This window comes from Lichenifustis flavocetrariae (genome assembly GCF_026130545.1).
GTDB classification, from domain to species: Bacteria; Pseudomonadota; Alphaproteobacteria; order Rhizobiales; family Beijerinckiaceae; genus Lichenihabitans; species Lichenihabitans flavocetrariae.
In genome coordinates this window covers 400,448-424,037 of the sequence record NZ_JAMOIM010000002.1, presented here as the reverse complement: position 1 = coordinate 424,037, position 23,590 = coordinate 400,448, and the positions used below count along the sequence as shown (strand labels likewise).

General features: G+C 63.6%; 21 protein-coding genes and 1 pseudogene. 15 read left to right on the top strand and 7 right to left on the bottom strand.

Translation table 11 applies throughout. The features are described from left to right. Positions 1–271: 271 nt before the first annotated feature. The 3 genes and pseudogenes from M8523_RS05470 to M8523_RS05460 form a co-directional block, all read right to left on the bottom strand. A pseudogene (locus M8523_RS05470) lies at positions 272–582 on the bottom strand (DDE-type integrase/transposase/recombinase); the annotation flags it as partial. A gap of 197 nt (positions 583–779) precedes the next feature. After that, on the bottom strand, positions 780–2,345 hold the full coding sequence (locus M8523_RS05465; protein WP_282583808.1) for an amidase: 1,566 nt from the start codon (positions 2,343–2,345) through the stop codon (positions 780–782). Positions 2,346–2,430: 85 nt separating this feature from the next. Next, a complete protein-coding gene (locus M8523_RS05460; RefSeq protein ID WP_282583807.1) occupies positions 2,431–3,138 on the bottom strand; it encodes a cysteine hydrolase family protein in 708 nt (235 codons plus the stop codon). Positions 3,139–3,394: 256 nt separating this feature from the next. On the opposite strand from M8523_RS05460, the gene M8523_RS05455 reads away from it, so the two are divergent. Then, positions 3,395–4,435, top strand: coding sequence for a substrate-binding domain-containing protein (locus M8523_RS05455; protein ID WP_282583806.1), 1,041 nt, complete (start codon positions 3,395–3,397; stop codon positions 4,433–4,435). Between the two features lie 154 nt (positions 4,436–4,589). Next, positions 4,590–5,009 carry a MarR family winged helix-turn-helix transcriptional regulator gene (locus M8523_RS05450; protein ID WP_282583805.1) on the top strand — a complete coding sequence of 140 codons (420 nt, stop codon included), beginning with the start codon at positions 4,590–4,592 and terminating at the stop codon, positions 5,007–5,009. A 21-nt stretch (positions 5,010–5,030) separates the two neighbouring features. Here M8523_RS05450 and M8523_RS05445 read toward each other — a convergent pair whose 3' ends face one another. Genes M8523_RS05445 through M8523_RS05430 form a run of 4 tightly spaced genes read right to left on the bottom strand, consistent with a single transcriptional unit; the run spans position 5,031 to position 9,517 of the window. Next, positions 5,031–6,434, bottom strand: a complete 1,404-nt coding sequence (locus tag M8523_RS05445) for an amidase (RefSeq protein ID WP_282583804.1) — start codon at positions 6,432–6,434, stop codon at positions 5,031–5,033. 22 nt (positions 6,435–6,456) lie between these two features. After that, the gene (locus M8523_RS05440) at positions 6,457–7,860 is read right to left on the bottom strand and encodes an amidase (RefSeq protein WP_282583803.1); all 1,404 of its coding nucleotides are present in this window, start codon (positions 7,858–7,860) and stop codon (positions 6,457–6,459) included. A gap of 11 nt (positions 7,861–7,871) precedes the next feature. After that, on the bottom strand, positions 7,872–9,296 hold the full coding sequence (locus tag M8523_RS05435) for an amidase (protein WP_282583802.1): 1,425 nt from the start codon (positions 9,294–9,296) through the stop codon (positions 7,872–7,874). Next, the gene (locus M8523_RS05430; protein WP_282583801.1) at positions 9,293–9,517 is read right to left on the bottom strand and encodes a hypothetical protein; all 225 of its coding nucleotides are present in this window, start codon (positions 9,515–9,517) and stop codon (positions 9,293–9,295) included. Before M8523_RS05430 ends, M8523_RS05435 begins: the two co-directional genes overlap by 4 nt. A gap of 323 nt (positions 9,518–9,840) precedes the next feature. Here M8523_RS05430 and M8523_RS05425 point away from each other — a divergent pair, with 323 nt between their 5' ends. The 13 genes from M8523_RS05425 to M8523_RS05365 all read left to right on the top strand — a co-directional run bounded on the left by M8523_RS05425 (position 9,841) and on the right by M8523_RS05365 (position 23,393). After that, on the top strand, positions 9,841–11,433 hold the full coding sequence (locus tag M8523_RS05425; protein WP_282583800.1) for an ABC transporter substrate-binding protein: 1,593 nt from the start codon (positions 9,841–9,843) through the stop codon (positions 11,431–11,433). A 76-nt stretch (positions 11,434–11,509) separates the two neighbouring features. Next, positions 11,510–12,466: an ABC transporter permease gene (locus tag M8523_RS05420; protein WP_282583799.1), complete on the top strand. Its 957-nt coding sequence runs from the start codon at positions 11,510–11,512 to the stop codon at positions 12,464–12,466. A gap of 11 nt (positions 12,467–12,477) precedes the next feature. Then, a complete protein-coding gene (locus M8523_RS05415; protein ID WP_282583798.1) occupies positions 12,478–13,380 on the top strand; it encodes an ABC transporter permease in 903 nt (300 codons plus the stop codon). A 15-nt stretch (positions 13,381–13,395) separates the two neighbouring features. Then, the gene (locus tag M8523_RS05410) at positions 13,396–14,481 is read left to right on the top strand and encodes an ABC transporter ATP-binding protein (RefSeq protein ID WP_282583797.1); all 1,086 of its coding nucleotides are present in this window, start codon (positions 13,396–13,398) and stop codon (positions 14,479–14,481) included. A gap of 17 nt (positions 14,482–14,498) precedes the next feature. Continuing rightward, positions 14,499–15,557, top strand: coding sequence for an ABC transporter ATP-binding protein (locus tag M8523_RS05405; protein WP_345894224.1), 1,059 nt, complete (start codon positions 14,499–14,501; stop codon positions 15,555–15,557). Between the two features lie 139 nt (positions 15,558–15,696). Further along, positions 15,697–16,635, top strand: coding sequence for an acetamidase/formamidase family protein (locus M8523_RS05400; RefSeq protein WP_282583796.1), 939 nt, complete (start codon positions 15,697–15,699; stop codon positions 16,633–16,635). Positions 16,636–16,647: 12 nt separating this feature from the next. Further along, complete coding sequence (locus M8523_RS05395) at positions 16,648–18,336, top strand: asparaginase domain-containing protein (protein ID WP_282583795.1); 1,689 nt, start codon at positions 16,648–16,650, stop codon at positions 18,334–18,336. A 27-nt stretch (positions 18,337–18,363) separates the two neighbouring features. Continuing rightward, entirely contained in the window at positions 18,364–18,813 is a 450-nt protein-coding gene (gene ureE / locus M8523_RS05390) for an urease accessory protein UreE (protein ID WP_282583794.1), read from the top strand. Further along, complete coding sequence (locus M8523_RS05385) at positions 18,806–19,483, top strand: urease accessory protein UreF (RefSeq protein WP_282583793.1); 678 nt, start codon at positions 18,806–18,808, stop codon at positions 19,481–19,483. Before ureE ends, M8523_RS05385 begins: the two co-directional genes overlap by 8 nt. A gap of 10 nt (positions 19,484–19,493) precedes the next feature. Continuing rightward, positions 19,494–20,192: an urease subunit beta gene (gene ureB, locus M8523_RS05380; RefSeq protein WP_282583792.1), complete on the top strand. Its 699-nt coding sequence runs from the start codon at positions 19,494–19,496 to the stop codon at positions 20,190–20,192. Positions 20,193–20,197: 5 nt separating this feature from the next. Further along, positions 20,198–21,904 (top strand): urease subunit alpha, encoded by a 1,707-nt coding sequence (ureC, locus tag M8523_RS05375; RefSeq protein ID WP_282583791.1) that lies wholly within the window; start codon positions 20,198–20,200, stop codon positions 21,902–21,904. Between the two features lie 29 nt (positions 21,905–21,933). After that, positions 21,934–22,542 (top strand): urease accessory protein UreG, encoded by a 609-nt coding sequence (gene ureG / locus M8523_RS05370; RefSeq protein ID WP_282583837.1) that lies wholly within the window; start codon positions 21,934–21,936, stop codon positions 22,540–22,542. Continuing rightward, positions 22,539–23,393: an urease accessory protein UreD gene (locus M8523_RS05365; RefSeq protein WP_282583790.1), complete on the top strand. Its 855-nt coding sequence runs from the start codon at positions 22,539–22,541 to the stop codon at positions 23,391–23,393. Before ureG ends, M8523_RS05365 begins: the two co-directional genes overlap by 4 nt. The last annotated feature ends 197 nt before the right edge of the window (positions 23,394–23,590 follow it).

Genomic DNA, 23,590 nt, shown 5'->3' with positions numbered 1-23,590 from the left:
GTGCAAAGGGGCCCCGATCGGCGCCCCTTTGCACATCACCACGTCTCACCATCACTGGCCTGCTTTTACTCCGCCCCGCTGGCCTGGAATTGCACCGCCGTTGACACTGAGAGATCAGCCTTACCTTCCGTCAACGGCCCACGTCATGTTTTCGGACTCGCCTTCCGCTGGGAGACGCAGGTCAATGTGCGCGCTTGCCGTAGGCCCTTCGACGGTTTCGATCGACGCGATGATCCGAAGACCGAGCGAGGTGCCGGGCTCCAAACGGTCTATTGTTAGACAAGAGCCTGGGACGGTGCACGACCACATTGTCCAGTCCTGACGCGTGCAGAGCCAGGTTCAGGGTATCGGTGACGTCGCTGGCCGCCATTGAGGTACACAGCTTCCAGGCTACGATGTGAGCCGCGAGAAATCGTCCAGCACCGTCGATAGATAGAACCACCCTCCGCCTGCCACCTCAACCTGCTACGCAGGTCGTAACCCCTGGCGCGCTTCGCCCCACCCGCTTATTTTGAGGCAGGTGAAGTCCGTCTGTCAGAGCTGGTTCGGTGTTGTCGTCTCGATGCGGATCTTCTCCTTGGCCGAATAGTGCTTGCGCGTCGCGCGGCGGATCTCCCTGACCAACTTCTCGGCTGGTGGCTTTGACTGACCGGATTCTGGCTCATCTTCGCTCTCTGAGGGCTACGATGCGCCAGAAACCCTCCCTCGTCGAAACACCTCGGTTTGTCTCATGAGCGTTGACGGCGGACAGGCAAGAGCATCTGCGGAAGTGGAGGAGGTCACACCGCGTAGGTCGAAGCGACAAGTTCCGGAACGATCCGGTGGTGGGTCGCTTGCTCATACGCGTAGGCGAAGCCGAGAAGAGATGCTTCGCTCCACATGCGGCCGACGAAGAGGAGGCTGTAAGGCGAGCCATTGCGGAACCGGCCCGCCGGGACCGTGACACCCGGAAGTCCCGCGATGTTCATTTCCGAGACCGTGGTGGCCGGATAGGTCGCCGCGTCGAAAATGCCGGGCAGAGCGGCCGAAGATTGCGGAAACGAGAGTGCGTCGAGGCGATGCTCGGTCATGACGGCATTGAAGATCGTCAGATAGTGCTGTCGTGCCGCTAGAAACCCGCTGAGGTCCGGTACAGCGGTCGGGTCTTCAAGAGAGGCCCGCAGAACCGGCATCGATTTCACGTGGGCGCCCAGAATGCCGTCCGGTGCGAACGGGTCTTCCGGCAGCTTGGCTTTGAGAGCCGCGAACGAGTTTGCGGCAGCCGAAGACCCGAGCCGACGCAGGAACATCTCCATGTCGTAGGCGATCGATTCGAGGCCGCGATCATCGAATTCGCCGTTGAGTTGGGAGAGATCTGTGAAGCCCGTGCCTTCAAATGGATCAGCAACCACGGTCGCACCGAGACTTTCCAGCTCCTCGACGGTTTTGGCGTAGAGGGCTTGGCACTCCTCGGACAGCGGCTGCTTGCGCCAGCCCGGGCCATAAAGCCCCAGCCGCACACCTTTGAGCGCCGACTTGTCGAGTTTGCTGGTGTAACCACCGGCCGGCACCATGCCTATCGACGCCACGGTCTTGGGATCCTCGGCTGTGTAGCCGGCCAGCACGTCAAGCAACAGTGCCGTGTCCGTCACTGTACGGCCGTGCGGACCCACGACATCGCGGGTCGAGCCGGCCAGCGGCGCGACCCCGGTATTCGGCACCAGGGCAAAAGTTGGCTTCACGCTGACGAGGCTTTGCGCTGCCGCCGGATTTTGAATTGAGCCGCCGGTCTCCTCCGCGAGGCCCACCACGGCGAAGCTGGCCGAGATGGCGGTCGCGGTGCCGCTCGAACTCGCGCCGGGCGCGATGGCGCGGTCCACGGCATTGAAGGTGGGGCCGTCCCAGCTGGTGTTGGCGCGCGCTCCATCGTGACTGAAGGCCGGGATGTTTGTCTTGCCGAGGATCACCGCGCCCGCCGTTCGCAACCGCGCCACCACCGGCGCGTCGCGCTCCGGGATGAGGTCGAAACCGCCCGCCGCACTGGACAAGGGCGCCCAGCCGGCCGTCGAGGGGAGGCCCGCGAAATCCATTGCCTCCTTCACGACCACCGGCACCCCCGCCAACGGACCGAGACTTTCGCCTGCCGCCCGGCGGGCGTCGATGGCGCGCGCCTCATCCATGGCCTTCGGGTTCATGAACGTGAAGGCGTTGTAGTAGGGCTCGTATGTCTCGATCCGGTCGAGATGCAGGCGCGTCAGCGTCTCCGACGTGAATCGTCCTCCCGCGAACCCGTTCTGGATGTCGGCGATGGTAAGTTCCACGATGTCGACAGGTACCTCAGCGACAGGCTTGGACGATGCATTCATGGGAGGGACCTTGCTGGCTGGCCGACATCGTCGACATTGAATGGCACGGAGCCGCTTGGTGTTAGCGACGCTCTCGAGTGGGCCGTCAGGCGGCGGCCTTATGGGCCCGCGAATGCGCTATCAAACCCAGGAGATGCTTCGTATCCATGACATCCGCGAAAATCGCCGACATGCTGATCAGGGTTGCATTGTGTTCTTCGTCGCTCAGCGTGGCGTTGGCGTCGGTCAGGAAGATCACATTGTAGCCCATCTGCAGAGCGTCCCGCGCCGTGCTCTCGCAGCAGCAGTTGGTCAGCGTGCCCGTGATGATCAACGTATCGATGCCGCGCCCTTTCAATTGCTCATCCATATCGCAGGTGCCTGGGATAAGGGCCGAGAAGCGCGTCTTGTCGATGATGAGATCCCCTTCGACGATGTCTAGTTCGGGAGCGAGCTGCCAATAGGGTGCGCCACGGGCAAAGCCCTTCTTCATCACCTCGAAATGAGCAGGGCTCATGTAATTGTTGAACCAGACATTCCAGGGCAACTTTTCCGCGCCGTCGTAGGTGTAGCGCAGAAAGACGTTGAGGCCGCCGGCCGCCCTTACGGCGCGCGAGATGCTGTTGACCGCGCCGAAGATCTCGCGGGTCACCGGCACTTCGACGGGCGCGCCTTCGGCCACGAAGCCAACCTGGAGATCGACGATCACATGCGCGACCTTTGCCATGTCGAGGTGATCGAACATGTGCTCCTTGCCGCCCCGCTGCAGGCGGCCGCGCGCCACGACATGCTCGGGAATAGCCACCTTGTGCATGAGAAATCCTTTCGGCGCCCGCCACGACACGTCGCAGCTGCAAGAACCGCAAATAATCAATAACGGAAATATCTCGGACGCAACCACTTTATCTAACCGATCCGGCGGGTCATCTCGAAACTTCCAGTCTATGCCCCTGTTTGACAGCTTTGCTCGTCGGGTGCGAGGATCGCGCTCGCATCCCCGCAACCCCTTGCCGGCGCAGGCCTGCTCGGATCGTTTGCCGCATCGGCCCGGGGCAGGAGAATGCGAGGTCATGAAAGTTGGCTTGCTGCATCCGCGAAGCGGCATCGCGGGAATCTGGGCACCTTCCATGGATGCTTCGGCGATCCTGGGGGCGATCGAGATCAATGCGGGCGGCGGCATTCTGGGTGACACGATCGAATTGGTGTTCGGCGATTGCGGCTTCACGCCCGGCGAGGCTGTCGCGGCTGCCGATGCGCTTGTCGAGATCGAGGGCAGCGACGTCATCATTGGCGGACATCCAAGCAATCTTCGGGATGCCGTCAGCCGACGGATCGCCGGTAAAGTTCCCTATATCTACACGCCTCAATACGAGGGGATCGCCTGCGGCCCCTCAACGATCGCCATCGGCAGCACCGATGCTGAGTTGATGGCGCCGGCGCTGCAATGGCTGCGGGATGAAAAAGGGGCCGAGCGCTTCTACTTCATCGGCAACGATTATATCTGGCCCCACACGGCCTTCACGACGACACAACGTCTGATCGCCCGGCAAGGGGGTCATTTGGTCGGACACACGTTCGTGCCGACCTGTGCCGGCCACGATTATGATATTCTGAAAACGATCGCCAAAAGCGGCGCTCAGGTTGTCGTTCAGGCTCTCGTGGGCCAGTGCGCGATCGATTTCAACCGGGCCTTCGCGGCCGCGGGTCTCGACGAGAAGATGCTGCGCTTCGGGCTGATCATCGACGAGACCGTCATCTGCGGGATCGGCGCGGATGCGTCGGTCAATCTCTTCACGGCCGCCCACTACTTCGCGGATCGTCACTCGCGTTGCAACGACAGTTTCCTGGAACGCTACCACGATGCTTTCGGCGAGTGGGCTCCTCCGGTCTCGGCCGCGAGCGTCTCTTTCTATGAAGGCCTGCACGTTCTGGCGGGCTTGGCCGGTAAGCTCGGAAGCCGGAAGGGTCAGGATCTTGCTCGATATCTCAACGGGCCGATCTCGCGTCCGGCGGTGCGTACCGTGCTGGCGAACAAGCCCGTCGGCCGCTCGCCCTCGGTCTATCTTGGTCGAGCGGATGGCGTCAAAATCGAGGTTATCGCAGCGTTTTAGGTTTGATTTGTTGAAAACGAAATATTGTTAAAGGGATGACTTAATGCTATCCGGCTCGACCCATTCAAGGGCCGGAAAATAGGTCTTCGCGGGGCGCGGTTTGAGCGAGATCGACGGCCTTGCGACCAAAAACAATGCGTAAGGGGAGATTGCCGTGGCGCCGGTGCGCATGAAGGATCAACTGGCCTATCTGATCGCCAGCCTCAACCGACAGCTCGAAGCCGACCTCACCGAGCGGCTTCGTCCGGGCGGGGTGCCGATCGAGCAGTTCCGCATTCTTGAAGTGCTCGACGCCAGCGAGCCGCGTCCGATGGGTGAGATTGCCGCGCAAGCGCTGATCGAGACGCCGACGCTCACCAAGATCATCGACAAGATGACCACCGAAGGGCTGGTCTACCGCGCCCCGGATCCGCATGACCGGCGCCGCGTGCTGGTGCTGACCGCGCCGGCCGGAAAGGCGCTGTTCAAGCGCCTACGCGGCATCTCGAGCGCGCAGGAAAAGCGGATCGCCGAAATGTTGGAAACCGAAAAGGCTGCCGAATTGAAGAGCCTATTGCGCGAGCTCCTGCAGTAGACTTTTCGCCGATCCGCGAAATCAATGGCCGGGCGGCCTTCGGGTGTGCCAGTCGGTCGCCTGCTGATAGGCATGGGCGACGCGTAGCAACAATGCTTCGGAGCCATTGGCGCCCGCCAGTTGGAACGCGACCGGGCGACCATCGTCGGTATAGCCGCAGGGCAGGGTCACGGTTGGGGTCCCGGTGGCATTGAACGGCGACGTGAACTTGCCGATGATGTTGAAATCCTGGGCGACGGCCTCGCGCACCTCCGTCCAGGTCGGCGTCCCCGTGCGGAACACCGGCATCACGAAGACGTCGACGTCGTCGAACATCCGGTTGAGAGCCCCGCGGAACTTGAAGCGTTCGACGATCCCCTTGCCGATCTCCACGGGGCTTGCGGTGCGGCCGGCCTCCATGCCTTGTTTGATCCAGGTGCCATATTGGTCCGCCTGTGACGGATAGGTGCCCTCGTGGCACGCTGCCATCTCGGCCATGGTCATCGGCATCGTGTATTGGAGCAGGGACTCGACGGACGGGAATGCCACCGGCTGTGTGAGCGCCCCGAGTTCGGCCAGAACCGCGACCGCGTCGCGGATCAGTCCAATCGTCACAGGGTCGGCGTCCGAGCCGGCATAGTCCCAATCGAACCCGATCTTGACGCCACGTGCGCCGTAGATGCCGTCGAGTTCGCCGAGGTAATCGGGAACCGCGCTCGAGAGCGAGGTCGTATCTTTCGGGTCCCAGCCTGCCAGGCACTGCAGCATGGCGGCCGCATCGGCGGCCGATCGCGCCATGGGACCGAGGTGGTCGAAGGTGGCCGCGAGGTCAAAGATACCATAGCGGCTGATGCGCCCCCAGGTTGGCTTGACGCCGGTTAATCCGTTGCAGGCGGAGGGAAACCGGATCGATCCGCCGGTGTCGGAGCCGATGGCCGCATAGGTCATGCCCGCGGCCGTGGCGACGCCTGATCCCGACGACGACACACCTGTCCAGAGATCGGATTTCCATGGGTTCACGGGCTCGGGGAGGTCGGGGTGATGCTCGATCGTCGCCCCCTCGGTCATGTGCAGCTTGCCCAGCAGCACGGCTCCAGCTTGAGCCAGCTTGGTGACGACAGTTGCATCGTGGTCAGGGTGGAAGTCGGCATAGATCGTCATGCCGCCCGTGGTCTTGATGTCCTTGGTGAAACAGAGATCCTTGACCGCGATCGGGATGCCGTGCATCGGCCCCCGGTAGATCCCCTTGCCGATTTCGGCCTCGGCCGCCTTGGCTTGCTTCAGTGCGAGCTCGGCCGTGACCGTCGTGTAGCTCTTGAGCTTGGGATCGAGCTCTTCGATCCGGGCCAGGATGGATTGAGTGACTTCGACGGGAGAGATGTCGCCTGCCGCGATATGTTTCGCGACCGTCGTCAGCGGTTGATAATGGATCTCGTTCAAGGACATGGATGGAAACTCCGCTGGACGATCAGAAACCGGGAGGCCGCCGCGTGTGCCAGTCGGTTGCCTGCTGATAGGCGTGCACCGCCTTGAACAACGCCGGTTCCGACAGATGCGGGCCGATCAACTGGATCCCGAGCGGGACTCCCACCGATGCGAGACCGCACGGGAAGGTGATGCAGGGGCTGCCGCTGACGTTGAACGGGGCCGTATAACCGAGAAAGCGCGGCAGGTCGGCGACGTGCCGGGCCATTTCGTCGTAGCGGGCGCCCACCATCGGATAGATTGGGGAGATCAGCGCATCGACATCGGCGAACAGACGCGTCATTTCGCCTTTGAAACGATCCCGCACGATATAGGCATTGGTGAGGGCCAGCGACGTGTAGCCGAGGCCACGCTCGATCGCCGCCGTGAGATGCGGCCCGAATTTGCTCGCGTTTGTTCTGTAGACTGGATGGTGAAAGCGCGCGCATTCGGCATCGGTGATGACGATCTGGGCGTCGGTCGCGGCTGCACGATCGGGCACCTTCACCGGAACCAAGACGGCGCCAAGGTCCTGGAAGACTGCGAGAGCCGCGCGAAGCGCGGTCGCGGTCTCCATGTCCGTTCCCCAGGCCAGATAAGCCTCGTCGATGCCGATGCGGAGCCCGCGCGCGCCGAGACTGCCGTTCAACCCGCCGCGGTGATCCGGTACCGGGGCCGAGAGAGTGGTCGGGTCGCGTGGATCCGCGCCCGCCAGGACATCGAAAAGCGCTGCGGCGTCCGCCGCATTGCGGGCCATGGGACCGATCGTGTCGAGTGAATCCGCCAAGGGGAACACGCCATAGCGGCTGGTCCGTCCCCAGGTCGGCTTCAGTCCGGTCACACCGTTGGCGGCCGAGGGAAAGCGGATCGAGCCGCCCGTGTCGGTGCCGAGACTCCCGAAGCAGAGCCCGGCCGCCGTCGCGGCGCCCGAGCCGGACGACGAGCCCCCGGGCCAATAGTCGCTGTTCCAGGGGTTCAGGCACTTGGGAAGTTTGGGGTGATGTTCCCCATAGGCGCCCTCATGGAGATGCAGGCGGCCGAGAATGACGGCACCTGCCATGCGCAAGCGGCGCACGGCAGTGGCATCCTCCTCGGCAACAAAATCCTTGTAGGCCAGCGACCCAAAGGTGGATGGAACCCCTCGCGTGTGGAACAGGTCCTTGATTGCGATCGGCACGCCATGCAGGGGGCCTCGGTATCGACCCGACCAAATTTCCTGCTCGGCACGTTCAGCCTCCGCCAGGGCGCTGTCCGCCGTCACCCGGAGATAAGCGTGCAGCGACGGGTCGACCGCCGCGATGCGCGTGAGCATCTGCTCTGTGAGGGCCACGGGAGACACGTCGCGGCTGGCGATAAGGGCCGCGACTTCGAGAAGCGAGGCGTAGTGCAGCGAGCTGTCCAAAATCATGTTTCCTGAGCTCAAGCCGCCTTGGACAATTCGTCGAGGGGCGGTCGGTGTCGTGAAACGCCCGACGCTGCCTCATAGGCGAAGCCGATCCGCAGCACCGTTTCTTCATTAAAGGGGCGGCCCACGATCTGCGCTCCGAGCGGCAGCCCATTGGAGCCGAAGCCGATCGGCAACGCGAGAGCGGGGCTGCCGGTGACGTTGAACGGATTGGTGAGCATGCCACCCCAACGGGCCGCATCCTTGCCGAAATCCGAAAATGGCGCGGCGGTCGACAATCCCGTCGGGGCGAGCAATGCGTGGTGTGTCCGCAGCGCGCCCATGTCCACGGCCGTGGTCAGCTCACGGCGCAGGCGTTGCGCCTGCACGAGATCGGCGGCCGAGAGGACCGCGCCTGACACGATCCGCTGGTAGGCATAGCGCCCGTAGGCACCGGGTCGCGTCTTCAGGTCGGTCTCGTGGATCGCATAGGCTTCCGCGAACATGATGACCTGGGCGCAGGCGTCGAACACTTCGAAGGCCGGAATATCGACTTCGTCGACCGTCGCTCCGAGGGTCGCCATCTGTTCGGCGGCAGCATCCAGGGCTTTGGTGACCTCTGGCGTCAGAAACGGGTTGTCGATGAAGAAGCGGCGCGTGTAGCCAATCCTGAGGCCGGCGAGATCGCGGCCCATCGCCGCCGTATAATCAGGCACCGGGACGTCAGCTGACGCGGGATCACGGGGATCGTAGCCGGCGATCACCTGGAGGGTCAGCGCTGCATCCTCGATGCTCCAGGTCAGCGGCCCGCAATGGTCGAGCGAATAGGCCAGCGGGAAAACGCCGCGCCGCGACACCCGCCCATAGGTTGGCTTGAACCCCACGGTTCCGCAAAGGGCCGCAGGCCCGCGGATCGAGCCGCCGGTGTCCGACCCCATGGCCAAGCGAACCATGCCCGAGGCCACCGCTGCCGCCGAGCCCGAGGACGAACCGCCGGTGAAATGGTCGGGGTTCCAGGGGTTGCGGGCAGGGGGAAAGGGCAGGTCGAAGCTTGGGCCGCCGATGGCGAATTCAAACGTGCCGAGCTTGCCGATGAGAACGCCGCCGCCTGCCCGGAGTTTCTCCTCGACCGCGCAATCAACCTCAGGAATGTGGTCGTGCAGCAGATGCGAATGGCAGGTCGTGCGGATTCCAGCGGTCCCATAGATGTCCTTCAGCCCATAGGGAATGCCCTGCAGCGGACCGGCATCGAGACCCCTGGCAAATGCGGTGTCAGCCTTCGCCGCATCCGCGAGTGCGCGATCGCGGGTCAGGGTGACGAAGGCATGCAACTGCGGGTTCAAGGCATCGATGCGGGCGAGCGTAGCCTCCGTCAGTGCCAGCGATGTCAGTTGACCCGAGCGAAGCGCTCGACCGGCTTCTGCAATCGAAAGCTCGTGAAGCGGGCCCGGCGCATTCATGTCTGAGGTTCTCTGTCGGCCAGGAAGATGTGAGCAGGCTCCGCCGCCGCGGTGCGTGGCGGGCGCAGCCAGTGCAGGGTTGCGAGCAACCGTCTTGCTGCCGCATGTGTGCCTGCCACGCGATCGGCGGGGACGACCACCCCGGCAGCACGAAAGCGCTGCTCGATATCGTCTGCTTCGGGGTCGATGGAAGCCTGGGACGTCATGGCCAGGGCGCTCATTGACGGAGATCGATGTGCAGCTTACGCACAAAGATAGTTTCAAACAATAATATTGAATGTGGAATAATTAGACAGTGTGCTGCATTTTCGCGCGGTGCGACTTACACCGCGCAAATAGGGACCCAGATCGAAACTTGATCGCGGTGTGAGCGCCATAAAACATTTTTCGTGCATTGGATAACCTAGATATCAGAGAGCCCTATGAGGGTTTTCTCGCGTCCTGTTGTGTTCATCACTTCGTAAGCCAAGATCGTTTGGCACGTAGTTTGCGGTTCGGTTTGGACCGTTTGTCGAACGGCCTATCCGATCGCGAGAGTGAGCACATGGTGTCATCGAGATCCTGGGGTGCCCTGAGGTTTGCGGCCTTTACCGTCCTGATCCTGAATGCCGCAACGGGGCGAGCATCCGCGGAATCGGTTCTCCGTGTCGCCATGACGGCGGCAGACATCCCCGACTATACCGGGGCACCCGATCAAGGCTACGAAGGCTACCGCTTCGCCGGATACACGCTCTACGACGGTCTCGCCTTGTGGGATCTGTCGAGTTCCGACAAGGCGGCCGACATTATGCCCGGCCTCGCCACGAGTTGGAGTGTCGATCCGAACAACGACAAGCGGTGGGTCTACAAGCTCCGCCAGGGCGTCACCTATCATGACGGCTGCCCATGGAATGCGGATTCGGCGCTGTGGAACTTCAAACGCGTGATGGATCCCAAAGCGCCACAGTTCAACCCGCGTCATGTCGGGCAGATGGGCACCTATGTCGTGAACATCGCCAGTGTCGACAAGATCGACGATTCGACCATTGCCATCAACACCAAGGTTCCGAGCTCGTTGTTTCCCTACGAGATGGCGATGTTTTATATGATTTCGAATTGCGCGGTCGAGAAAGCCGGCAATGATTACAATGCTTACATGCAGCATCCGTCCGGAACGGGACCCTACAAGTTCGACAAGGTCGTGCCGCACGAGCGGCTGGAACTGGTAAAGAACGACAAATACTGGAACCCGCAGCGCATCCCGAAACACGACCGCCTTGTCTTGCTGCCAATGCCGGAAGCCTCGACCCGCGCGGCCGCGCTGCTGTCGGGACAGGTGGATTTTGTCGAGGCACCGTCGCCTGACACGATTCCTCGCCTCAAGGAGGCCGGCATGAAGATCGTCACCGTGCCGTATCCGCACAATTGGGACTACATGCTGCGGATGGACGTGCCGCCCTTCAACGACATCCGGGTGCGGCAAGCCGCCAATTACGCCATGAACCGGCAGGATATGGTCGACATGCTGCAGGGCGTTGCGGTCGCGGCCACGCAAACGCTGATCGACACGCAGCCCTGGTACGGCAAGCCTGTCACCTATGACTACAATCCCGACAAGGCGAAGGCGCTCCTCAAGGAAGCGGGCTGCGACCCGTGCGTCATCAAGGTTGGCATTTCGACTTCCGGTTCGGGGCAGATGCAGCCGCTTCCCATGAATGAACTCGTCAAGGAGCAACTCGAGGCGGTCGGCTTCAAGGTGCAGCTCGAGCCGATGGATTGGAACGCGCTGATCGGCGTCTTCCTCACGGGTGCAAAGAAATACGACTATAACGCCATCAACTTCTCGATGGCGCCGATCGACCCCGTACAGGGCATCCTCAAGAAATGGATGACCACTTACGCGCCGCCCGCCTGCTGCAACTGGGGCTTCTTCTCCGATCCGAAAGTCGATCAACTCGGCAATGAGGCTTTGGGCGAGTTCGACGCGGCGAAGCGGAATGTCATCCTGACCAAGATGAACGAGCAGGCCGTCGCCGACGCGTCCGAGCTCTACATCGTGCACGATCTCAACCCGCGCGCCCTCTCGCCCAAGCTGTCGGGCTTCGTCCAGGCGCAGAGCTGGTTCCAGGATCTGACCCCGATCGTGGTCTCGCCCTAGCGGCTACATTCAGCCGGGGCGGTGGAAAGCCGCTCGGGCATTCTGCCCGAGCTTCGTTCAAATCTGGAAATATGTGATGTGGCTTTACGCGGCCCGACGCATTGTCCTGACGATCCCCATCCTGCTGGGGGTCACGATCATCTGCTTTGCACTGGTGCAGATCGCGCCGGGCGATCCCATCCAGAACCTGCTTTCCCCGACTGCGAGCGCCGCGGATGCGGCACGTCTGCGCGCTGCCTATGGGCTCGATCAGCCGCTGCCGGTGCAATATTTCATCTGGCTCGGCAAGGTCATGGTGGGCGACCTGGGCATGTCCATCGCTAACAACACGCCCGTGACCGGAGAGGTGCTGCACGCCTTCATGAACACCATCGTGATCGCTTTGATCTCGGTGGTTCTCGCCTTCGTGATCTCCATGATCTTCGGGATCATCGCGGCCTACCGGTCCGGCAAGCTGGTCGACAAGGCGATTACGGCCATCGCGGTCTTCGGCATCAGCGTTCCGCCTTTCTGGCTCGGCGTCATCGTCGTGATCATTTTCGCCGTGAACCTGTCCTGGTTGCCGGCGACCGGCATGGGCGCGAGTGGATCGGAAAATTTCAGCTACTTCCGATGGGCTGATTTCAAATTCGCCATCATGCCGATCATCGCGCTGGCCTTGCCGCCGCTCGGCATCATGACCCGGACGACGCGGTCCTCCGTGGCCGAAATCCTGAACCAGGATTTCGTGCAGACCCTGCGGGCGAAGGGCTTGAGCGAAGCTCAGGTCATCATCCATGCGGTTCGCAACATCATGCCGCAAGCCGTGGCCATGCTGGGTCTGCAACTCGGCTATCTCATCGGCGGCTCGGTGCTGGTCGAGACCGTGTTCACCTGGCCAGGGACCGGCTACCTCCTCAATAAGGCCGTGCTGACGCGCGACATCCCTCTGCTGCAAGGCACCATTCTGGTGCTGGCCACGGCCTTTGTTCTCATCAACCTCGTGGTCGATCTCGCCCAGTCGATGATCGACCCGCGCCTGAAACGAAGCTGACGGAGCGCCCGATGACCGATGCAACGGCGGACGCCCTCCGGGATCTTCCCGCACGTCCCGCCCCGACCGTCCGGGTTCGTGGTTACTGGGGCAGCGTCTGGAACCGCCTCCGCTACGACTATGTCACGCTGTTCTGCCTGGCTTTGATCCTCGTCATCATCGGTCTGGCGATCTTCGCGCCTTGGGTCGCGCCTATGGACCCCTACAAGTCCAGCATGGCGCATCGCCTGAAGCCGATCGGGTATCGGAACTATCTGCTCGGCACGGACGAGCAGGGCCGCGATATGTTGAGCCGGCTGCTCTATGGCGGCCGCGTGTCGCTGACGATGGGCATACTCCCGGTCGGGTTGGCGACGATCATTGGCGGTCTGTTCGGGGTGGTGGCCGGTTATTTCGGCGGCGCCGTCAACATGGTGATCATGCGCACCATGGATATCTTCTTCGCCTTTCCGTCCGTGCTTCTGGCGGTGGCGATCTCGGGCAGCCTGGGTGGCGGCATCACCAACCAGCTTCTGACATTGACCGTGGTGCTCATCCCGCCGCTCTGCCGCGTGGCCGAAACGGCGACGAGCCAAGTGCGCAACATGGATTTTGTCGATGCGGCCCGCTCCACCGGCGCCTCGACGGCTTCCATCCTGTTCACCCACGTGCTGATCAATGTGATGTCGCCGGTGCTGGTCTACGCTTCCACTCTCGTGTCGGTCTCGATCATCCTGGCGTCCGGCCTCTCGTTCCTGGGTCTCGGGGTGTCGCCGCCGACGGCCGACTGGGGGCTCATGCTCTCCACGTTGCGCCAGTCGATCTACGTCCAGCCGCTTGTCAGCGCCATCCCGGGCATCGCCATTCTGATTACCTCCATCGCGTTCAACCTCGTAAGCGACGGCTTGCGGCAGGCCATGGACGTGAGAGCCTAAGCGGAGACCGAGTCGATGGCCCTTCCCGTGTCCTCTCCGCAAGCCACCGCGTCCGATCCGCGCGATCGAGGCGGCCCCGCCCAGCCCCTCCTGATCGTCGAGGCGATGCGGAAATACTTCCCGATCCGGGCGGGGCTGCTCAATCGCCAGGTCGCCGAGGTGAAGGCCGTCGATGACGTGTCCTTCTTCGTCATCAAAGGGGAAACGCTCGGCATCGTGGGCGAGTCGGGGTGCGGCAAGTCCACGTTGGCCCGGCTTTTGATGCACTTGATCCCCAAGGATCAAGGGCAACTAGTCCTCGACGGCGATCTCGTGGGTGAGGCGCGCGGGGTCCTCCTAAACGATCTGCGCCGGTCGCTCCAGATGGTGTTTCAGGACAGTTCCTCGTCGCTCAACCCCCGCTTGCCGATCGAACAATCGATCGCCTACGGCCCGAAGGTGCAGGGCGCGTCCGGCAAGTCCGCGAAAGCGCAAGCGCGCGCCTTGATGGAAAAGGTGGGCCTCAACCCGAATCTCTTCGGCCAGCGCTATCCGCATGAATTGTCGGGAGGCCAGAAGCAGCGGGTGAATATCGCCCGCGCCCTGGCGCTCGACCCGCGCCTGTTGATCCTCGACGAGGCCGTCTCGGCGCTCGACAAATCGGTCGAGGCGCAGGTGCTAAATCTGCTCGCCGACCTCAAGCGGCAGCTTAACCTCACCTATATCTTTATCTCGCACGACCTGCATGTGGTCCGCTACATCTCGGATCGCGTCCTGGTGATGTATCTCGGTCAGGTGGTCGAGATCGGGCCCGTTGAGGCGATCTACGACGACCCGAAGCATCCCTACACTCAGGCCCTGCTCGCCTGTCGGCTCAGCATGGACCCGGAAGCACGCGTCGATGCTGCGCCGCTCGCCGGTGACCCGCCGAGCCCCGTCAGCCCACCCTCCGGCTGTCGCTTTCACACCCGCTGCCCCTTCGTGGAGGAGGTCTGCAAGGCGAAGGCGCCGGCGCTCGGCGATGTCTTGAAACTCGATCCCGGCCAGCATCTCGCGGCCTGCCATATGGTCCACCCCGGTTCCGGGCACAGTCGTGCGGCCGCGTCGGCGGCTCTTCATTGACCAGCGAGGACCCCCGCATGAACGACATGACGGCACCGGATTTCACGCTCGCCACGCCGCAAACAGAACCTTTCGTCCGGGTCGAGGACCTGCGGGTAAAATTCGTCAGTCGCGACGCCACGGTCCGGGCCGTCAATGGCATCTCGTTCGACCTCGAACGCGGCAAAGTCCTGTGCGTCATCGGCGAATCCGGTTCGGGCAAGTCTGTCATGATGCGCTCGCTCCTGCGGCTCCATCCCAAGAATAGGACCGTGATCGAAGGCACGATGCGAGTGGGCGATCATGACATCGCTGGGGTGAGCGACAGGGCCATGATCGACCTGCGCGGATCCCTCATTTCCATGGTGTTCCAGGAGCCCATGACGGCGCTCGATCCGCTCTACACGGTGGGCGACCAGATCGCCGAAACCGTGCGGCGGCACGAGGGTGTCAGCAAGGAGGCGGCCTGGGCGCGCGCGCTCGAACTCCTGGATCTGGTCCGGGTGCCGTCGCCCGAGCGGCGGCTCAAAGCCTATCCACATGAATTGTCCGGCGGCCTGCGGCAGCGCGTCGTTATCGCCATGGCGCTCTCCTGCCGTCCGAGCCTGCTGCTGGCCGACGAGCCGACGACGGCGCTCGATGCCTCGGTGCAGATCCAGATCCTGGTGCTCTTGCGCAAGATCCAGCGCGAGATGGGCATGTCGATGATCTTCGTCACGCATGATCTCGGCGTCGCGGCCCAGATCGCCGACCAGGTGGCGGTCATGTATGCGGGCCGCATCATCGAATATGGCGAGGCGCGAGACGTCCTTCTCAGTCCGCAGCATCCCTACACGCAGGCGATGCTGGCCTCGACCGCCAAGGACCAGGACCGTGACGTGCCGCTCGAAGCGATCGCCGGCAACCCGCCCGATCTGCGCGCCTTGCCGGATGGCTGCAGCTTCGCGCCCCGCTGCAAATATGCCGGCCCCGATTGCACGCTCACCATGCCGCCGCCGATCACCGACGCCTGGGGCCACATGGCGCGTTGCTTCAAGGTGGGCATCGGCCCAGCCGGCAAGCTGCGCTTCGACGCGAAGATCGCGGAGCCTGTGTGACGTCGGCTGCTGCACGGGTGTTCGGTCCGCGGACAGCGGCGAACCGCGGAACTGTCGAGACCATTTGAGAAAGGCCAAAACCGACCCCTCGGAGGTCGACAGAGGCTGGTTTTTAAGAGTTGAGGGACGCAAGCACGCCATGGCCAAGCATCATCTCGAACCCAGCGTCGAAACCTGCCATTGGGGCACCTTCGATGCCAGCATCGCGCCGGTTTTGCGCGTCGCGAGCGGCGACATCGTCACAATTGACACGGTCACGGGCAGCCCGGATGTCGTCCCCGATCCGACGAAGTTCCATGTACCACCGGCGCTCGCGGACATTCATGCCAAGCTGACACCCTTCGGGCCGCATATCCTCACTGGGCCTGTCTTCGTCGAAGGCGCGAAACCCGGCAACGTTTTGGAAATCCGCATCCATGACGTCTCGTTGCTCCAGGACTGGGGCTTCAACCTCATCCTGCCGCTGCTCGGGACATTGCCCTACGACTATGACGAGCCGCGCAAGGTGAACATCCCGCTCGACCGGGAGCGTAACGTGGGACTTATGCCCTGGGGGTACGAACTCCCGCTCCATCCGTTCTTCGGCGTGATGGGTGTCGCGCCGCCGAAGGGCTGGGGCAAGATGACCTCGGTGGCGCCTCAGGCGACGGGCGGCAATCTCGACAACAAGGAGTTGACGGCCGGCACGACGCTCTATCTGCCGGTCTTCGTCGAGGGTGGACTCTTCTCCTGCGGCGACGGGCATGGGGCTCAGGGTGACGGCGAAGTCTGCATCACCGCGATCGAGACGGCATTGCGCGGCACATTCGAATTCATCGTCCGCGACGATCTCACCTACACCTATCCGCGTGGCGAGACCCCGACCCATTATATCACCATGGGGATGGACCCCGACCTCGACCAATGCGCCGTCAAGGCGCTGCGCGAGATGATCGCGCTGATCGGTGAGAAGACCGGGCTGTCGCATGCCGATGCCTACATGCTGTGCAGCCTCGCGGGCGACCTCCACATCACGCAGACCGTCAATGGTTCGAAGGGCGTCCACATGATGATGGACAAGAAGCACCTCAAGGTCTGAGGGAGAGCGCCCGTGAACAAGATCCGTATCGCGCATCTCGCAGGACCGACTGCGACGATCCAGAACACGCCGCCACTCGTCACCTCCAACAAGGCACGCATTCGTCAAGGGCTCGCCCCCATAAAGGCTGCGGACGGCAGTGCGCTGGCCTTCGATCCGCTGCGAGCCCAGCGCCTGGCCGCGCAGGCCAAGGTCTATGTCGAGCAGTTCTCGGCGCATCCGCTCGAAGCCGACGCTGCTGAACTCTATGGCTCGCCGGATGGGTTCATCGGGCAGGACGGGGCCTTCAGCAAGGAGCGCAGAACCGACACCGACAAGCCCGTCTACGAGATCGAGCTTTCGCCCGAGGACGGCCTCTACCCGCTGCCCTACATGGCCCTGCAGCAGGATGGGTCACCTTGGGAGGAGGAGACCACCGCGCCGGGCAGTGCCACGACCCGGCAGGGCTTCTACCCTGACGGCTCACGCAGCTTCGAGGAGATCGATCGCCTGTCGATCGGCGCTGATGGCCACGCCAATCTGATCGGCGGACGCGCCGAGGTTGATTTCTATCGTGTCGCGCCGCCGGGCGGATTCACGAAGGGGCTGCCGGCCGACAAGCGGGCCGATCAGGGCGAGGGCGACACCCCGGCCGAGCGGCACGGGCAGGATTTCTTCGCCTACAAGCCGTTCCATATGGCCAAGGCGCCGCCGAGGCCCATGCTGGCCAAGATCACCAACGAGGTTCAGGCGATCTTGGCCTCCGGCCAATATGAGGGCGCGATCTGGACCCAGGGGAGCCCGCAGATCGAGGAGACCGCCTATTGGTTCAATCTCCTCATCGACACGCGGCTGCCAATCGCCTGCAACGCCGCGCAGCGTCCTCAGGGCCAGATCAGCAACGACGGTCCGGCCAACATCGTCGATTCCGTCAGCTACATCCGGTCGCGTATCTGGGCTGACGGGAAGGGCGGCAACCGGGCCGGGACCGTGGTGATCCAGGAGCAGCAGTTCTTCGCGGCGCGTGAGGTCGCGAAGGTCGACGCCCGCCCAGGGGGCTACATCGCGACGGGCGGCCACGGCGGCATTCTCGGCCAGCTGACCCATACGGGCGCGCCTTACCTGATGTATGTTCCGGCCTACCGGCACACGGCGGATTCGGCGGTGAACATCACGCGCCTGCCACTGTCTGTCTCGGCGACCCGATTGCGGGATGGCCGCGTCGAGCGGGTCGAGATCACGGTCAAGGATGACAAAGGGCGGCTTCTGGCCGACGCCCTCCCGCTCGTCTCGATCGTCAAGGACGGATGCTATGCGGCCGACATGTTTGGCGACGATCCTGCCGGCGAGCCCGATCTCGGCTTCCTGATCCGCCATCGCCTGGAGAGCGGACGTCTCTGTGGTTTCGTGATCGAGGGATTGGTACCTTATGGCATGGCGACATCGGAGTTGCGCGGGGCCATGCTGCGCCGGGCGAGTTTCAGCGGCGTGCCCGTCGTGCGGGTCGGGCGCGGCTATCCCGAGGGCTTCGCGGATCCCGATCCTCTGACCATCGCGGGCCTGAACCTCACCTCGACCAAGGCGCGTCTGCTGCTCATGGCTTGCTTGATGAAATTCGGCAGCCTGCCGGCCGCCGCCGACCCGAGCCACCCAACCAGCGCCGAAACCGAAGCCTTGAAGAGCGCCATCGCCGAGTATCAGCATGTGTTCGACACCCACTGACGCCCGGTCGTTGCCCGAGACCCACGCATGCTGAGGCTGCACGGCATTGTCGGCCACGAGGCGGATGCGGGACTGCATGACCGCCTGCATCATGTGGAACATCATGGCGGTATCGAGTTCCTGTTCGTACCGCCCGAGGAGGCGGGGCGGAAGCGCTTTCGGCGTGCCACGGATCGCGGCACGGATTGCGCCGTCAGCCTCGACCGCGACGAGGATCTGATCGACGGCGCGCTACTTTGGCTTGAGCACGACCGCGCCATCATCGTCCGCTTCGGTCAACAGGCGCTGTGGCGATTGCGGCCCATCAATGCGACGGCGGCCCTCAAGCTCGGCTGGCATGCCGGCAATCTGCACTGGCGGGTGCGTTTCGAGGGCGAGTGTCTCGTGATTCTGCTCGATGGTCCGCCCGCGGATTATCGCGCCCGCATCGCGCATCTCCTGGCCGAAGGCGACATCGTGGACCTCGCCGATGTTTGATACCGCCACGGCCTTGGCGCTGCTGCAATATGGCGACAGCGCCTATCCGGCCGGGGGCTTCGCGTTCTCGTGGGGCATCGAGGGGTTGGCAGCCGACGGTTTGCTGGAGAATGCGCGGGATCTCGACGATTTCGTTTGGGAACATCTCACGCTACGCTGGAACAGCATGGATCGTGTGCTGCTCGACCGCGCCTACCGGGCCGGCGACATCGCGGCAATCGCCGCCATCGACCGCGATGCCGAGGCCGCCACCCCGTCAGCCCCTATGCGCGAGGGGTCGCGTCGCGCGGGCCGCGCCTTGCTGGGCGTGTCGGTGCGACTCGGCGGCGCGCTCTCGGTGGCCTACCGCACCTGTCTCGCCGACGCGCCGCACCTCGGTCATCTCCCTGTGGTTCAGGCCGTCGTCTACCGCGATGCCGGCCTCGCCCCGCAGGCCGCAGAATTGGTCTCGGGCTGGACTCTGGTCCACGGCCTTGTCAGCGCCGCCGTCCGGCTCGGCGTGATCGGCCATGTCGAGGCCCAGCGTGCCCTGCAAAGCGCGCGGGCTGTGCTTGCCGAGCTGTTGGCGGAGCCCATGCTCCCCGATGCCCTCCCGTCGAGCTTCACGCCGCTGATCGATATCGCGGTGTCGCGTGGGAAAGCCCGGCCGATCCGCATGTTCACGACCTGAGACAAAGCCCATGATGAACCTGTCACCCACCGAAATGGATCGGTTGATCATCTTCACGGCGGCCGAAATGGCTCGCCGCAACCGCCGTCTCGGCATCCGGCTGAGTCATCCGGAAGCGGTGGCTTTTCTCACCGACGAGGTGATGCTCGCCGCGCGGCGCGACTTTCCCTATGACGAGATCCGCGACATGGCGAGCCGGCTGCTGACCACCGACGACGTCGAGCCCGGCGTCGCCGAGATGATCCCCATGCTCTACATCGAATGCCTGTTCGCCGAGGGCACCAAGGTCATCGCGCTGTTTGAGCCGATCTCACCGGGCACCAAATCTGTCACGGACAAGGTCGTGCCCGGCGAGATCATCTCGCCCGACGACGATATCGAGATGTTCACGGACCTTCCTGCCGTCACCATCGACGTCGTCAACACCGGCGACCGTGACGTGCAGGTGCGGAGCCACACGCATTTCTTCGAGGTCAACCGCGCGCTCGATTTCGATCGTGCGGCAGCCTGGGGCATGAAGATCGACCGGCCGGCCGGCACGGGTGTCCGGTTCGAACCGGGCGTCGTCAAGGCGGTGCGGCTCGTGCCCATCGAGGGCAACCGCGTGGTTCGTGGCCAGGCCGGCCTCGTGAACGGTGCGCTCGATGCGGCCGGCGCCAAACAGGCCTCGCTCGCGCTGGCCAAGTCCCGCGGCTATCTCGGAGCCTGAGCCTGATGGCGCGATTGAGCCGGCAGGCCTATGCGGAACTCTACGGTCCGACCAAAGGCGACCTCGTGCGGCTGGGCGACACCGAACTCTTCGCCGAGATCGAGCATGATTTCACGGTCTACGGGCATGAACTGCTGATCGGCGCCGGCAAGAACCTGCGCGATGGCGAGGGCATCAACGGCTATCTGAAGTCCTCGGACAAAATCCTCGATATCGTCATCAAGAATGCGACCATCGTCGATGCGGTCGCGGGCATCGTCAAGGCCGACATCGGCATCCGCGATGGTCGCATCGTCGGGATCGGCAAGGCCGGTAACCCGGATGTCATGCCGGGGGTGCATCCCGACATGGTGGTGGGTCACACGACGTCGCCGGTCTCCGGCGCCGGGTTTATCGTCACGGCTGGCGCGGTCGAGTCGCACGCCCATCTCGGCTCGCCCGAACAATCAGACCATGCGCTCGCGGGCGGCACCACGACGATGATCGGCAATGGGCCGGGGCCGCTGTTCGACGTCGGCAGCGGCAGCACCACGACCTTCGGCACGTTCCTGCGCGCGGCCGAATTTTCTCCCCTGAACTACGCGCTGTTCGGGCGTGGTTCCTCGAACCCGGAAGCGGTAGAGGAATCGGTCGCGGCCGGCGGCATGTCGGTCAAGATCCATGAGGATTTCGGAGCCGCGCCGTCAGTGATCGACGGCAGTCTGATCGCGGCCGACCGTCACGATTTCGCGGTGCATCTGCACACCGACTCAATCAACGAATTCGGCTTCTGCGAGGACACGATGGCGGCCGTCGAGGGTCGCACTATCCATATGTATCACGTCGAGGGGGCAGGGGGCGGCCATGCGCCCGACCTGCTCAAAGTCGTCTCCTACGACAATGTCATCCCGTCATCGACCAATCCCACCAACCCGTTCACGAGCTACGGTTTGGAGGAGGGGGTGCCGATGACCATGATCTGTCACCAGCTCAACTACAACATCCCCGAAGATGTCGCCTTCGGCGAAGCGCGGGTTCGGGCGCAGTCGGCGGCGGCGGAAGACTTTTTGCACGACATGGGCGCGATCTCGATCTTCGGCACCGACACGCAGGGCATGGGCCGGCTCGCCGAAAACGTCGCCAATTGCTGGCAGCTCGCGAGCGTCATGAAGGAGCGCATCGGCCGTCTGCCCGAGGAGACGACCGCCAAGGCCGACAACGAACGCATCAAGCGATATGTCGCCAAGCTCACCCTCAATCCGGCCATCGCGGTCGGTATCGACGCCCATGTGGGTTCGATAGAAGTTGGCAAGATGGCCGACCTCGTGCTCTGGCCGCGCGCCTCCTTCGGCATCAAGCCTTATATGGTGATCAAGAGCGGCTTCATCGCCTGGGCCGCGATGGGCGACGGTAACGGGAGCCTGGGGCTCGCCGAGCCGATGATCCAGAAGCGCATGTGGGGCGCGCTTGGCGCGGCGCCGCAGCACCTCGGGGTCAATTTTGTTTCCAAGCTCGCGCTCGACGCCGATGTCGGCCGCAAGCTCGGCCTCGGCAAGGCGATGGTGCCGATCAAGAACGTGCGAAAGCTGCGCAAGACCGACATGGTGCGCAATGCCGCCATGCCCCACGTCGAGGTCGATCCGCAGACCTTCGAGGTACGGGCCGACGGCACATTGCTGATGTGCGAGCCTGCCACCAAGGTCCCGCTCGCCCGGAGATACATGTTGCGATGACCGGGGTGCAGAAGACAAAAGGCGCGCGCATCGCCGCGGCGCGCGTAGGGATCGGCGGTCCGGTCGGCTCAGGCAAGACGGCGCTGGTCGAGCGGCTGATCCCGGCCCTCCTCGGCCGCGGCATTGACCTCGCCGTGATCACCAACGACCTCGTCACGGCCGAGGATGCGGAACGTATTCGGCGTTCCGGCCTGATCGACCCGGCGCGGGTGTCCGCCGTCGAGGCGGGGGCCTGCCCGCATACGGTGATCCGGGAGGACCCGACGCTGAACATCGAGGCGGCCGACGAGCTCGAACGCCGCTTCCCCGGTGTCGAACTGATCCTGCTCGAAAGCGGCGGTGACAACCTCGCCTCGACCTTCTCGCGCGACCTCACGGATTTCTGGATGTTCGTGATCGATGTCGCGGGGGGCGACGACATCCCCCGCAAGCGCGGCCCCGGCGTCATCCGCTGCGACCTGCTCGTCATCAACAAGACCGATCTCGCCCCCCACGTTGGCGTCGATCTCGCGCGCATGCATGAGCAAGCGCTCGCGGTGCGCAGCAATCGGCCTGTGCTTCTCACCAATTGCCGCAAGGGGGAGGGGATCGACGCGGTGGTGGGGATGATCGAGCGCGATGTGCTGTTTCGCGCGTGACAGCGAAGCTACAGGAAGTTCGCGCGCAGCTCGATCTCGCCTTCGTGCGCCACGGCGAGCGCACCATCCTCGGCCGCCGGCTTTTCCGTTGGCCCTACGTGCTGACGCGAACCTTCGCGCTCGACCAAGCTCCGGCGCACCTTCTTACCGTGATCCTGCAAACGAGCAGCAGTGCCCTGCATGGCGGGGATTGGCTGCACCAGCGGTTTCACATCGGCTCTGGCGCGGCCGCACATTGCACCACGCAGGGGGCCTCGCCGATCCATCGCGCGGCACCCGAACTGACCACACACGAAGCCGTCGCTATTGAGGTCAAGCCGGAGGGCTATTTCGAATACCTCCCGGAAGCCCGGATCCTGTTCCCTGATGCAGCACTCGACCAGATCATCGACATCGACTGTGCGCCGGGCGGTGTCGCCCTCGTCGCAGACACGTTCACCATCCACGATCCCATGGCGCTGGATCGAAGCTTTCGTCGCCTCTGCTCGACCCTGACTCTCCGATGCGGCGGAGAACCCATGCTGGTCGACCGCATGGACATTAGAAGCCTTGGGCGCGGCCGGACTGCTGCCAACAAAGCCTTCGGCACGATGCTGCTTGCCCGGCCGGGACAGGACGACGCGAACGTGCGTATGGCCGACGAGCTTTCCAAGCTGCTCGCCGAGATTCCCGATCTCTATGCAGCGGCCAGTGTCCTTCCCGCCGGGGCTGGGCTCGGCGTGCGCCTGGCCGGCCGGGAGTTGCGCCACGTTCGGAAAGGCACCCTGGCAGCTTGGACCTACATTCGCCGCGAGCTATACGGCGCCGCGCCGGCCGCCCGCCGCATGCAAGAAGAAGACGCCGGGCTTTAAAAGGGAATGTTGCAAGCCCTGCTCGAGGGACTGCCGAAGCCGAGGCTCGCCTCTCCGTCATGGTGGAAACCCCAGCCGTGGCCGCATGATTTGACGACATAAGCCTCCGGCAAATTCGGCGCGGTTCTTTCTCCAGTCAAGCTGGGTCTCAAAACGCCCCACCCAGCGGATAAATCTTCGTCGATCTCAGCATCGAG

Excerpts from the sequence above, each read along its gene's own strand:
- M8523_RS05460 (WP_282583807.1), bottom strand. The coding sequence starts at position 3,138 with ATGCACAAGGTGGCTATTCCCGAGCATGTCGTGGCGCGCGGCCGCCTG.
- M8523_RS05400 (WP_282583796.1), top strand. The coding sequence starts at position 15,697 with ATGGCCAAGCATCATCTCGAACCCAGCGTCGAAACCTGCCATTGGGGC.
- M8523_RS05410 (WP_282583797.1), top strand. The coding sequence starts at position 13,396 with ATGGCCCTTCCCGTGTCCTCTCCGCAAGCCACCGCGTCCGATCCGCGC.
- ureE (WP_282583794.1), top strand. The coding sequence starts at position 18,364 with ATGCTGAGGCTGCACGGCATTGTCGGCCACGAGGCGGATGCGGGACTG.
- M8523_RS05465 (WP_282583808.1), bottom strand. The coding sequence starts at position 2,345 with ATGAATGCATCGTCCAAGCCTGTCGCTGAGGTACCTGTCGACATCGTG.
- M8523_RS05425 (WP_282583800.1), top strand. The coding sequence starts at position 9,841 with ATGGTGTCATCGAGATCCTGGGGTGCCCTGAGGTTTGCGGCCTTTACC.
- M8523_RS05455 (WP_282583806.1), top strand. The coding sequence starts at position 3,395 with ATGAAAGTTGGCTTGCTGCATCCGCGAAGCGGCATCGCGGGAATCTGG.
- M8523_RS05405 (WP_345894224.1), top strand. The coding sequence starts at position 14,499 with ATGAACGACATGACGGCACCGGATTTCACGCTCGCCACGCCGCAAACA.
- M8523_RS05430 (WP_282583801.1), bottom strand. The coding sequence starts at position 9,517 with ATGAGCGCCCTGGCCATGACGTCCCAGGCTTCCATCGACCCCGAAGCA.
- M8523_RS05415 (WP_282583798.1), top strand. The coding sequence starts at position 12,478 with ATGACCGATGCAACGGCGGACGCCCTCCGGGATCTTCCCGCACGTCCC.
- M8523_RS05420 (WP_282583799.1), top strand. The coding sequence starts at position 11,510 with ATGTGGCTTTACGCGGCCCGACGCATTGTCCTGACGATCCCCATCCTG.
- M8523_RS05385 (WP_282583793.1), top strand. The coding sequence starts at position 18,806 with ATGTTTGATACCGCCACGGCCTTGGCGCTGCTGCAATATGGCGACAGC.
- M8523_RS05445 (WP_282583804.1), bottom strand. The coding sequence starts at position 6,434 with ATGTCCTTGAACGAGATCCATTATCAACCGCTGACGACGGTCGCGAAA.
- ureB (WP_282583792.1), top strand. The coding sequence starts at position 19,494 with ATGATGAACCTGTCACCCACCGAAATGGATCGGTTGATCATCTTCACG.
- M8523_RS05440 (WP_282583803.1), bottom strand. The coding sequence starts at position 7,860 with ATGATTTTGGACAGCTCGCTGCACTACGCCTCGCTTCTCGAAGTCGCG.
- M8523_RS05435 (WP_282583802.1), bottom strand. The coding sequence starts at position 9,296 with ATGAATGCGCCGGGCCCGCTTCACGAGCTTTCGATTGCAGAAGCCGGT.
- ureC (WP_282583791.1), top strand. The coding sequence starts at position 20,198 with ATGGCGCGATTGAGCCGGCAGGCCTATGCGGAACTCTACGGTCCGACC.